General features: G+C 70.2%; 10 protein-coding genes. 9 read left to right on the forward strand and 1 reads right to left on the reverse strand.

Annotation, left to right across the window (positions count from 1 at the left end; genetic code table 11):
- Positions 1–403: 403 nt before the first annotated feature.
- The 9 genes from ACJOT3_RS26345 to ACJOT3_RS26385 all read left to right on the forward strand — a co-directional run bounded on the left by ACJOT3_RS26345 (position 404) and on the right by ACJOT3_RS26385 (position 10,361).
- Positions 404–1,138 carry a hypothetical protein gene (locus ACJOT3_RS26345; RefSeq protein ID WP_406975799.1) on the forward strand — a complete coding sequence of 245 codons (735 nt, stop codon included), beginning with the start codon at positions 404–406 and terminating at the stop codon, positions 1,136–1,138.
- Positions 1,139–1,326: 188 nt separating this feature from the next.
- Positions 1,327–1,671, forward strand: coding sequence for a pilin (locus tag ACJOT3_RS26350; protein WP_406975800.1), 345 nt, complete (start codon positions 1,327–1,329; stop codon positions 1,669–1,671).
- Complete coding sequence (locus ACJOT3_RS26355; protein ID WP_406975801.1) at positions 1,668–3,104, forward strand: TrbL/VirB6 family protein; 1,437 nt, start codon at positions 1,668–1,670, stop codon at positions 3,102–3,104. The genes ACJOT3_RS26350 and ACJOT3_RS26355 overlap by 4 nt, the downstream gene beginning before the upstream one ends.
- Positions 3,104–4,033 (forward strand): PrgI family protein, encoded by a 930-nt coding sequence (locus ACJOT3_RS26360; protein WP_406975802.1) that lies wholly within the window; start codon positions 3,104–3,106, stop codon positions 4,031–4,033. Before ACJOT3_RS26355 ends, ACJOT3_RS26360 begins: the two co-directional genes overlap by 1 nt.
- Positions 4,033–5,850 (forward strand): VirB4 family type IV secretion system protein, encoded by a 1,818-nt coding sequence (locus ACJOT3_RS26365; RefSeq protein WP_406975803.1) that lies wholly within the window; start codon positions 4,033–4,035, stop codon positions 5,848–5,850. The genes ACJOT3_RS26360 and ACJOT3_RS26365 overlap by 1 nt, the downstream gene beginning before the upstream one ends.
- A complete protein-coding gene (locus ACJOT3_RS26370) occupies positions 5,847–8,150 on the forward strand; it encodes a type IV secretory system conjugative DNA transfer family protein (protein WP_406975804.1) in 2,304 nt (767 codons plus the stop codon). Before ACJOT3_RS26365 ends, ACJOT3_RS26370 begins: the two co-directional genes overlap by 4 nt.
- 21 nt (positions 8,151–8,171) lie before the next feature.
- Positions 8,172–9,056 (forward strand): replication-relaxation family protein, encoded by an 885-nt coding sequence (locus ACJOT3_RS26375; RefSeq protein ID WP_406975805.1) that lies wholly within the window; start codon positions 8,172–8,174, stop codon positions 9,054–9,056.
- A complete protein-coding gene (locus tag ACJOT3_RS26380) occupies positions 9,049–10,143 on the forward strand; it encodes a C40 family peptidase (RefSeq protein ID WP_406975806.1) in 1,095 nt (364 codons plus the stop codon). Before ACJOT3_RS26375 ends, ACJOT3_RS26380 begins: the two co-directional genes overlap by 8 nt.
- Entirely contained in the window at positions 10,143–10,361 is a 219-nt protein-coding gene (locus ACJOT3_RS26385) for a hypothetical protein (protein WP_406975807.1), read from the forward strand. Before ACJOT3_RS26380 ends, ACJOT3_RS26385 begins: the two co-directional genes overlap by 1 nt.
- A gap of 145 nt (positions 10,362–10,506) precedes the next feature.
- On the opposite strand, the gene ACJOT3_RS26390 is transcribed toward ACJOT3_RS26385, so the two are convergent.
- Positions 10,507–10,994 (reverse strand): hypothetical protein (locus ACJOT3_RS26390; RefSeq protein ID WP_406975808.1); only part of this gene is annotated, 488 nt, incomplete at its 5' end.

Here is a 10,994-nt window from a genome sequence, read left to right on the forward strand (position 1 = left end):
GTTCCGGAGTCTGGAGGATTTGGAGCAGGTGATCAACGCGCATCTGCGTCTGGTGCGCAAGCGCACCGATCTGCTGCGGGGGTTCATCGAGTCGGTCGGCTTGGAACCCTCACCGTTTCCGTCAACCGCATAATCAAAGATCAGTAGCCGCGGGCGTGGTGGTCTCATGTCGATGTCGGCCGGTGTCGAACGCCTCACCCTTCAAGAGGACTGAGAGGGCCGATTTCGCTCATCGCCGCGTACGCGCTGCGTTCGCTGTGCCCGCACACGGGGAGACCAGAATTCGTTCGTCCGCAGCTTCATACGCCGGTTCTTCTGCTTCCGGGGCGTGGTTTTCCCCTGCTCATTTTCTGCGGATCGCGTTGTGCTCCATGGAACTCCCAAAACCGAAGGGAGTCCTTTCATGGAGCGCGAGAACGGCCCTTTCGAGGTGTTGCGCACATCGGTGGAGTCGCTCACCACGGATCCGGGACAGCCGGTGCTGGTGCCGCCGGAGCCGAGGGGAGACGGCCGGTTGAAGGCCGCGCAGGTGGTCGATCTGCTCCGGCACGCGCCGCAGGAGGTCGCCGACCCGTTGTGGCACCGGGTGTTCGCTCTCTCCCGGGCGGGGGAGGCGGCCTGGACGGTGCTCGCGGTGGGTGCGGTGTTGCCGCGGATGGTGGTGGCGTGCTCGCGGTATGCGCGGGTGCCGACCGCGCACAGGGCCGATGTGGAGGCGGAGATGATCACCGCGGTGCTGGAGCTGGTCCGCTCTTTGCCTGCCGGGGTGGGCGGGGTCGGTGAGCGGTTGTGGTCGGCGGCCTCCGGGACCGCCAACCGGTGGGGGTACCTGCACGCGCGCGATGCCCGCCGTCATGTCACTGTCCCCGCTTCGTTGTCCCTCGGTGTGGTGGATGCGGGTGGCAGGGGTCCGGTCAGTGTGCTGGCCGATGCCGTGGCCTCGGGTGTGCTCTCGCCCGCCGAGGCCGAGCTGATCGCCCGCACGCGGCTGGAGCGCACGGCGTTGATGCAGGTGGCCCAGGAGATGGGGCTGTCCTACATCACCGCGCGGCGGTGGCGGAAGGCGGCGGAGGACAGGCTCGTCCCTGCTCTGCGGTCCGGGGATTTCTCCGGTCCGATGAGCGATTTCGGGTCCTGAATTCCTCTTGAAGGGTGAGGAGGGTTCCTCCTTACCCGCAGTGGAATCACCCGAGCCGGAGCGAAGGTCGTGTCGATCGCCGTCGGTACAACCTTTGAGAAGGGAGGGGTTCGGCCCTTCGCTCCGGCCTCTTAATCGGCATGCTCGGGGTTTTTCTGTGGGTCCTCACCGATTTCGAGGCGGAGGTCATGAAGACCCTGAAAAAGGGCGTGGTGCCCGTTGTGCTGGTGGCCGTCGTGGGGACGGTCGTCCTGGGCGCCGACCTGCCCGTGTGGGCGCAGGAGACCGACCCCGGTGTCACCGATCTGGACACCGTCATCACCAACATCCGCAACTGGATCGTCGGATTGCTGGTGGCGTTCGCGACCCTGCTGCTCACCGTCGGCGGGTTGCGCTATTTGCTGGCCGGCGGTGACCCGGGCGAGGTCAACAAGGCCAAGGACACCCTGAAGTATTCGGCCCTGGGGTACCTGGTCGCCGTGCTCGCCCCGATCCTGGTGGAGATCCTGCGCGGGTTCGTGGGGCTGTCGTGACCTCGCTCCGGGTCGGTGTGCCCGTCCTCGTGGTCGTGGTGGTGCTGGCGGTCACCACTGTCTCGGCGCAGGCCTCCGTGGTGCCGGTGGAAGCGGTTCCCCCTGCTGATCCTCCGCCCACCGACCCGCAGGAGTGCGGGCTGGTCGACTACTCCTGCCGCATCACCGTCGGGGTGTACCTGTGGGTGGTCGGTCTGATCGCCGACCTGATCAACACCGCCCTGGAGCTGGCGGTGTTTCCTGCGTTGTTCACGCCCCCGCCCACCGACGGGGTGCGGCAGGCGTGGGAGACCTCCCAGACGGTGGCGAATTCGCTGTACGTGCTCGCGGTGGTCGCCGCCGGGGTGCTGGTGATGAGCTACCAGACCGTCCAGACCTCCACCGCTCTGAGGGAGACCCTTCCCCGTCTGGTGTTGGGGTTCGTCGCCGCGAACGCCTCCTATCTGCTCGCCGGTCTGATGCGGGAGCTGGGCAACGGCATCTCGGTGAACATGATGGACGGGGCCGTGACGGTGGAGAACCTCTCCGCGACCGTGGGTCGGGTCCTGGGCAACCCCGTCGGCGAGCTGCTGACCATCGTGTTGATGATGCTCGTCGCGTCGTTGCTGTGGTTCTTCTTCGTGCTCGCGCTGCTGCTGAGGATCCTGCTGTGGTGGCTGCTGACCGCGGTGGCCCCGCTCGCGCTGGCCTGCCACGCCCTGCCCCAGACCGATGGTGTCGCCCGTATGTGGTGGCGGTCCATGGGCGCGCTGCTGGTGGTCCAGATCGGTCAGGCGCTGGTGCTGCGGATCATGGTCACCGTGTTCCTGGGGCGCGAGAGCGCCTTGGGCGACCTGGCCCAAGGGGCCGGGAACATCCTTGATGTCCTGCTGCTGATCGTGTGCCTGTATGTGCTGATCAGAATCCCGTTCTGGGCGTTCAAGCAGGTGTTCAACCTCCAGGCCTCCCCGGCGGTCCGCGCGGTCAAGACCGTGGCCGCGCTCCTGGTCTTCCGCAACATCGGCAAGGCCATGGCCGCAGCACGCACCACCAGAACCGGCCGCACCGCCTCAACGGCCACTGGGCGTGCGGGAACCGCCCCCGCACCTGCGCCACCGGCCCCGCCTCGTCCCCGCCGGGTGTGGGTGCAGCCGGAGTTGCCGAACTTCGACGGCAACCTCCCCTACCGGCAGGAGGCGTTGCCGGGGATCGACCGGCAGATCGACCGCCCCGTCCAGGCCCGGTTGCGGGAGCGGCGCCGCTACTTCCAGCCCCCGCTGTCCCCGACCCGACCGGTGCGGTGGCAACAGGACGCGTTGCCGCAGTGGCGTGAGCCGGTGCCGCGGCAAGAGCCGCTGCCGCAGGCCCGCCGCCTACCGCCGCCCCGCAGGCGTCCGGTGCAGCCTGCCCTGTTCGATCCCCCACCCCCGAACCACCCCAGACGGAGGTCGTGATGGCGCGTGTGCGCATGCCCGCCGATGTGGAACGCGAAGACAAGATCCTGGCCGGGCTCACCGCAAGGCAACTGGTCATCATCGGTGTCCCCGGGATGGCCCTGTGGACCTCCTACCAGGGTCTGGGGCATCTGGTGCATCCGCTGGTGATCGCCGTGGCCGCCGTCCCGGTGATGGGTGCGGCGACCGCCGCTGCCCTGGTGCACCGGGACGGCCTGAGTCTGGACCGGCTGCTGCTCGCCGCCCTGGCCTTCGCCCGTTCTCCCAAACGACGGGCCAGCGGAATCGGGGACGTGACCCCGATGCCGTCCTGGATTCGCGCCGACACCCCGCCGCTCCCGTCTCCGTGGGACCTGCCGGTCCGTGCGATCGGCGATGACGGTGTGGTGGACCTGGGCGAGCACGGCTGCGTCGCGCTGGTGTCGTGCACAACGGTGAGTTTCTCCCTGCGCACCCCCGCCGAACAGGCGGGCTTGGTCAACGGGTTCGCCTCTTACCTCAACTCCCTTACCAGCCCCGTGCAGATCGTGATCCGCGCCGAGGCGATTCGTCTGGATCCGCTGGTGGACGCACTCGACCGGGCGGCACCCGCGTTGCCGCATCCGGCGTTGGAGGCCGCCGCGCGCGACCACGCCGACCACCTCGCCGCCCTGGCGCGCTCACAGTCCCTGCTGCGGCGGCAGGTCCTGGTGGTGGTGCGCGATGTCGGTGACGTCTCCCGAGCGGCGGCAACCGTGCGGCGGCGTGCCGAGGACGCGGTACGGGTGCTGGCCGCTGCCGGGACCCGGGCCCGCACGCTCACCGGGTCGGAGGCGTACGCGGTGCTGGTCTCGGCCGCCGCCCCCGCCAGCCGCCACGGTCCGCCCGATGGGCTCGCGCCTGCGGATGCCGTGATCACCGGACCTGGCCAGGGAAGAGCGGAGGGCTGATGTTCACCAGGAAAAAGACCGAGGACACCACCGACGCACGCTCGGGTCGCAGCCCTGGTCCGATGGGCGTCGACGTCGACGTCGACGTCGAGGTCGGAGTGCGGCACCTGCGTGTGGGCTCCGGGGTGAGTGCGGCGTGGACGGTGACCGGGTATCCGGCCGAGGTCGGTGAGGCGTGGTTGGAGCCGCTACTGACATACCCGGGCCGGCTGGATGTGTCGCTGCACATCGACCCGATCCCCGCCCAGACCGCCGCCGACCGGCTGCGCAAGCAGATGTCCCGCTTGGAGGCCTCCTCTCGGACCACGGCGGAGAAGGGCAAGCTGGAGGATTTCGAGGCGGAGGTCGCCGCCGAGGACGCCCGGGAGATGGCCGCTTCCCTGGCCAGGGGAGAAGGAAAGCTCTTCCGCGTCGGGCTGTATCTGGTGGTGCACGCCCCTACCGAAGAGGTGTTGGCCGAGGAGATCGACCACGTTCGCACGCTGTGTTCCTCCATGCTGGTGGACATCCGGCCCGCCTCCTACCGCCAGCTCCAAGGGTGGGTGTCCACATCCTTGCCGGTGGGCGTGGATCTGCTGGAGCAGCGGCGCAGCATGGACACTCCCGCGCTCGCCGCCGCCTACCCGTTCGCGTCCCCGGATCTGGCCGTGCAGACCAGCGAGCGGGCGATCCTCTATGGCCTCAACACCTCCTCCTCGGGGGTGGTGGTGTGGGACCGGTGGGGCCAGGACAACTACAACTCGGTCGTCCTGGCCAGGTCCGGCGCGGGCAAGTCGTACTTCTGCAAGGTGGACCTGCTGCGGTCCCTGTATGCGGGGGTCACCGCGGCCGTCATCGACCCCGAGGACGAGTACACCCGCCTGACCACCGCGGTGGGCGGCACCGTGATCCGCCTCGGCGCACCCGGGGTCCATCTCAACCCGCTCGACCTCGCTGTCGACAGCAGTGCACGGCGCGACGCCGTCAGCAGGCGGGCGCTGTTCCTGCACACTCTGCTCGGGGTGATGCTCGGCGGTGCCCTGTCCGCCCGGCAGCGGGCGGCGCTGGATCGGGCGGTGGTGGCCGCCTACCGGGCCGCCGGGATCACCGCCGATAAGAACACCTGGTCCCGGCCCGCACCGCTACTGAAAGACCTGGTGACGACCCTCGCAGAAGACCCCGAGGAACATTCTCAGGATCTGGCTGTGCAGCTCGCGCCGTTCGTCACCGGTTCCTATGCGGAGCTGTTCAGCGCGCCGACCACCCACCGCCCGGAAGGGCACCTGGTGTCCTGGGGTCTGCGCCAACTGCCCGACGAGCTGAAAGCCACGGGCACCGTGCTGGCGCTGGATTCGATCTGGCGGACGGTCGCCGAGGCCGCCCCCACCCATCCGCGGCTGATCCTCGTGGACGAGGCATGGACCCTCATGCAGGAGTCCGAAGGCGCGCGTTTTTTGTTCCGTCTGGCCAAGGCCGCCCGCAAGCGCTGGACGGGGCTGACCGTCGCCACCCAGGACGCGGCCGACGTGCTCGGCAGCGACCTCGGGCAGGCGATCATCGCCAATGCCAGCACCCAGGTCCTGATGCGGCAGGCACCCCAGGCCATCGACCAGGTGGGGCAAGCCTTCTCCCTGTCCGACGGTGAACGCCAGTTCCTGCTCACCGCCTCACCCGGGGACGCGCTGCTGTGCAGCGGCTCGGACCTGAGGGTGGCCTACCGGGTGGTGGCCAGCGACACCGAACACGCGCTGGTCACCACCAACCCCGCCGAGCTCGCCGAGCACACGTCCGCGCCCCCGGGCTCGGACCTGGAGGAGGACGAGGAGGAGTGGCTGTGAGCGCGCTCTCCGACCTGGACGGTGTGGTCGAGGTGCTCACCACCTTGATCGGGGTCGTCGGTGTGGCGGTGCTGCCCTGGTGGTGGGTACCGGTGGTCTGGGGTGTGCTGGTCGCGGGGGGTCGGCTGCTGGTGTGGGTGCGCCACCACCACTGGACGCGCGGGGCGCAGGTGGTGGAGATCCTGCCGCCCCCGACCGCGGAGATCCATCACGCCACCGCGTTCTGGACGCAGATGCTCGGCCTGCTGCGCCCCGCTTGGAAACGCACCCTGTTCGGGCAGCCGCCGGTGGCGTGGGAGTACATCATCGACCAGGCCGGACTACGCATCCGGGTGTGGGTGCCCGGGGGTCTGCCACCCCGAATGGTGAGCCGGGCGGTGGAGGCCACCTGGCCCGGCGCGTCGACCACCACCTCCCCCACCTCCGCGTCCTTCTCAGGTGTGGGCCGGGGCGGGATGTTGCGGTTGGCCCGTCCCGACCACTACCCCCTGGCCACCTCCCACGAGGAAGACCCCTTGCGGGGGCTGATCGGTGCCGCCGCCTCCCCCTCGCCAGGGGAGACGATCCTGGTGCAGGTCATCGCCCGCCCGGTCACCGGAGTGCGCCTGCATCGGGCCAACCAGGCCGCCGCGAACCTGCGGTCCTCCCACAGCGTGACCTCGCGGATGTTCGACACCCTCACCCCCGGCAGCGGACGCAGGTCGGCTGGGTGGGCGGCGCTGCGCCCGGAGGTGTCCGGGGAGATCCGCGCCATTCTGGCCAAGAGCACCCGACCCCGGCTGGACACGGTGGTCCGTTACCTGGTCACCACCCCGGGCAACAGCCCGCGCGAGCGGCAGCGGCGGCGCGGACGCATCCACGCGATCACCGGATCGTTCAGTGCGTTCAGCTCCTACAACCACTACCGGCGCCGACGCACCCCCCTGGTGGCCGGCCGCCTTGCCGAACTCCGGTTCCTGCGTCGCGGTGACCTGCTCTCGGTCGCCGAGCTGGCAGCGGTGGCGCACCTGCCGCTGGACGAGGCCGTTCCCGGCTTGGAGCGGGCCCCCGCCAAACCGGTCCCACCCCCGCCCGGGCTGGCGGGTGATGACATCGATGCCCGGGTGCTGGGCACCTCCGACGCCGGGCCGAGCCGGGTGATCGGCCAGCGCGCGGCCGACGCCCGCCACCACAGCCACATCATCGGCGGCACCGGTACCGGCAAGACCTCACTGCTGCTGAACATGGCCCTGGACGACATCCGCAAGCACAGAGGCGTGGTGTTCATCGAACCCAAGGGCGAGTCCAACCTGCTGCTGTCACGGATGCCCGAGGAGGCGATCGAGAGGGTCGTGCTCATCGACCCCGACGACAACGCGCCCCCACCGGCATTGAACCCGCTCGCGGTCAACGACCAGGGGCGCAGTGCGGACACCATCACGGGGATCTTCAAGCGGATCTTCGCCGACTCCTGGGGGCCACGCACCGAGGACATCCTGAGATCGGCGTGTCTGACCCTGGCCGGGACCCCCGACGCAGGGCTGGCCAACATCCCCCGTCTGCTGGAGAACGCCTCGTTCCGGGCCCGCGCTATCGCCCACGTCACTGACCCGGTGCTGCGCGGGTTCTGGGAGTGGTTCGAGGAGCAGTCCGGGCCGGCACGGTCGCACGCCATCGCCCCGTTGATGAACAAGCTCCGCAGTGTTCTGTTGCGGGGGTTCGCACGGGACCTGCTGGCGGCCACCGACCGCGGCCTGGACCTGCGCGCCCACCTGGACGGCGGCGGGGTGGTCATCGCCCGCCTGCCCAAAGGCGTCCTGGGTGAGGACACCTCCTCGTTGCTGGGGTCGCTGTTGCTGTCGCAGGTGTGGAACGCCGTGTTGGCCCGGGCCCGACAGCGCGAGTCCGATCGCGCCGACCTGGCGATCTATCTCGACGAATGCCAGAACTTCCTGACCCTGCCCTACGGGATCGGGGACATGCTCGCCGAGGCCCGCGCCTACCGGGCCGGGCTGGTGCTCGCCCACCAGGACTTGGCCCAGCTCCCCCGCGACCTGCGGGAGGCCATCTCCGCTAACGCCCGCAACAAGGTCTTCTTCGACGTCTCCCCCGAGGACGCCCGGGCACTGGCCCGCCACATGCGACCCCACCTGGGCGAACACGACCTGTCCCACCTGACCGCCTTCCAGGCCGCTACCCGGCTGGTCCACCACGGCGCCCTCACCCCCGCGTTCACCCTGCGCACCCGTCCGCTCCCGCCCCCGATCCAAGGGCGGGCCACCGCCGTGCGCAAAGCCGCCCGCACCCACGTCCACCAGTGAAAACCGTCCGAAGGAGAACCTGTGCGCACCACCCGTCCTCGCCCCGACCACCACCCGCTCCCCCGCCCCCGCTCCTCCCCCGAGGTGCTGCGGCACCTCATCCGCCGGGTCACCCCCCGGGATGTGGAGATCATGCGCATGCTCTGGGAGCACCGCACCTTCACCACCCACCAGCTGGCCGCGCTGTTCTTCGACTCCTACAGCACCGCCAAACAGCGCCTGGCCAGCCTGTACCGGCTGCGGGCGCTGGACCGGTTCCGGCCCTGGACCCCCATCGGGTCCGCACCCTGGCACTACGTGCTCGACGCCCCCGGCGCCGAACTCCTCGCCGCCCGCCAGGGGACCACGGTGCGGGAGCTGGGCTACCGGCGCGACCGGGCCCTCGCGTTGGCCTACCGGGCCAGCCTGAACCACACCGTCGGTACCAATGACGTGTTCGTGGCGCTGGCCGCCCACACCCGCCGCCACACCACCCGCCTGCGATGGCAGACCGCCGCCGAGTGCGAGGCCCGGTGGGGGGACATCGTGCGCCCCGACGCCGCAGGCACCTGGACCGAGGACGACCGCACCACCTCCTTCTACCTGGAGTACGACACCGGCACCGAACCCCTGCGCCGACTGGCCGCCAAACTCGACGCCTACGCCGAGCTGCGGCGGGTCACCAGCCACCGCGGCGTGGTCCTGCTGTGGGTGCCCACCACCGCCCGGGAGCGGAACCTGCGCACTCGCATCCCCCGCCCGCCGGTGGCCGCCGCGACCGCGGTGCACGGTGCCCACCCCGCTGACGCCGTGTGGGCGCTGCTCAACGACCCCAGTGGGCAGCGGTTCCGGCTCTCGGAGCTGAACCCCGGGGAGGCGGTGGTGCAGCCGCCCCTTCCGGGGTGGGAGGAGGACGGTGATGGGTAACCCCCTCGGCTGCGGATGCGCCCTGGTCGCCGTCCCGCTGGCGATCGGACTGGTCGTCTCCCTGCTCGGCGTTCTGCTGGAGGACCCCCACCAGGGGGCCGCCCCCGACCAGGTAGAGGGTATTCACCCGGTGCTGTTGGACGCCTATCTCGCTGGGGCCCGCGCTCTGGACGCCGACCACCCGCAGTGCACCGGGGTGCGCTGGCAGATCCTCGCCGGCATCGGCGCGGTCGAATCCGACCACGCGGCCGGGAGCGCGATCTCCCCCACCGGGGACACCGACCCGCCCGTGGTCGGCCCCGTCCTGGACGGCAGCGGCGTGGGCGGCAACTTCACCCCCCACCACGACACCGACGGCGGCGTCTGGGACGGCGACACCGTCTACGACGCGGCCGTCGGGGTGACCCAGCACCTCCCGGCGAACTGGCACCGCTACGGGGTCGACGGCAACGGCGACGGCGAGCAGGACCCGCACAACGTGTTCGACTCGGTGGCGGCCACGGCAGTGGAGCTGTGTGCCAGCCACCCCGACCACCCCCACCAGAAGGTGAACTTCACCGACCGTGAACAGCTCGAAGCCGCCCTGTTCCGGTACAACCACGCGGATTGGTACGTGGACGACGTCATGGGCGAGATCGACGCCTACACCGCCGCCCACCCCGGCACCGGCATCGGCGGCGGCGCGGGCAGCGAGGCCGGATATGCGGCCGCCCAATGGGCGCTGGAGCAGGTCGGCAAACCCTATGTGTGGGGCGGGACCGGACCGGACGGATTCGACTGCTCCGGGCTGACCATGCGCGCCTGGGAAGCCGCCGGGGTGCCCATCCCGCGGGTGACCACCGACCAGTTCCACGCCGGCACCCGCGTCCCCCTCGACGCCCTCGCGCCCGGGGATCTGCTGTTCTACGACACCCGCCCCTACGCCCCCGGGGACCCGCCCACCCACGTGACCATCTACGTCGGCGACGGTCAGATGGCCAATGCCCCCTCCAGCGGGCAGACCGTCCGCGTGGAACCCGTGGACGGCCCGTTCTACAGCCCTCGGTTCATGAGCGCCGTCCGCCCCTCATCCACGGGAGACCTGTGATGACCATGCCTCCGAAGCAGTTCCCCACACTGGTGGACAGGCACGACGCGCCCATGGGCGTCCTCTGGTTCCTCGTCCTCCTGCTGGTCGCGTGGTCCTGGGGGTGGGAAATCGATCTCCGTGCGGTGATACAGCTCGCCGCCCTGGCCTGGGGGTGCATGAGCGTGATCGTCCTGGTCCGGTTCGTGGGGCGCTACATCGCCTACCGGTGGGGGTGACCCGAGTACGCCATCGGGTTATTCTCGATGCAGCGGTTTTGGCTTTGCTTGGTCGCAGGTCACACCGCGAGGGCCGGGGGTCACCCCCGGCCCTTCTTCATGCCCAGCGCCGGGAAACCCCCGCCCCGGTCCTGGGCGTGTGACGCTAGGAAACATCCGGTGCGGGTCGGATCCGCACCCACCCCCGGGTCTGGCCCATCCACAGCTCGACACGGAACACCCGAGGTGGAAGCTCCGTCCGCAAGGCCGCCTCATATGCTCGCCGGTAGTCGGGGAACACCCCGCCGGCCACGGTGAGCGGGAGCATCATCGGGCCGTCGTACATCTCGAACCCCAGAGGTGCGGCCCGGATCAGGTAGCGGCACTGCCGGTGGGCGGTGGCGACCGCAGTGGCTTGGTCGTGTTCGATTTTGAGCAGGTCGTAGACGAACTCCGCCAACGGCTCGGTGTTCTCCCGGTCCCACGGCAGACGGCACCCGGCAACGAAGTCGTCCATAGCCCGGCGCGCGGACCGGTCCTCAGCCTCGAACACCGTGGCCCCGTTCCCGTCGTTGGCGAGGTGGCCGAGCAAGATGGGTCCGTCGTGGAGGCGGGCGCGCCAGGCGGGGCCGTCGACCAGGGTGGTCAGGTCCT

This window comes from Nocardiopsis protaetiae (assembly GCF_045446735.1).
Taxonomy (GTDB): Bacteria; Actinomycetota; Actinomycetes; order Streptosporangiales; family Streptosporangiaceae; genus Nocardiopsis; species Nocardiopsis protaetiae.

Excerpts from the sequence above, each read along its gene's own strand:
- ACJOT3_RS26345 (WP_406975799.1), top strand. The coding sequence starts at position 404 with ATGGAGCGCGAGAACGGCCCTTTCGAGGTGTTGCGCACATCGGTGGAG.
- ACJOT3_RS26350 (WP_406975800.1), top strand. The coding sequence starts at position 1,327 with ATGAAGACCCTGAAAAAGGGCGTGGTGCCCGTTGTGCTGGTGGCCGTC.
- ACJOT3_RS26360 (WP_406975802.1), top strand. The coding sequence starts at position 3,104 with ATGGCGCGTGTGCGCATGCCCGCCGATGTGGAACGCGAAGACAAGATC.
- ACJOT3_RS26365 (WP_406975803.1), top strand. The coding sequence starts at position 4,033 with ATGTTCACCAGGAAAAAGACCGAGGACACCACCGACGCACGCTCGGGT.
- ACJOT3_RS26380 (WP_406975806.1), top strand. The coding sequence starts at position 9,049 with ATGGGTAACCCCCTCGGCTGCGGATGCGCCCTGGTCGCCGTCCCGCTG.
- ACJOT3_RS26385 (WP_406975807.1), top strand. The coding sequence starts at position 10,143 with ATGACCATGCCTCCGAAGCAGTTCCCCACACTGGTGGACAGGCACGAC.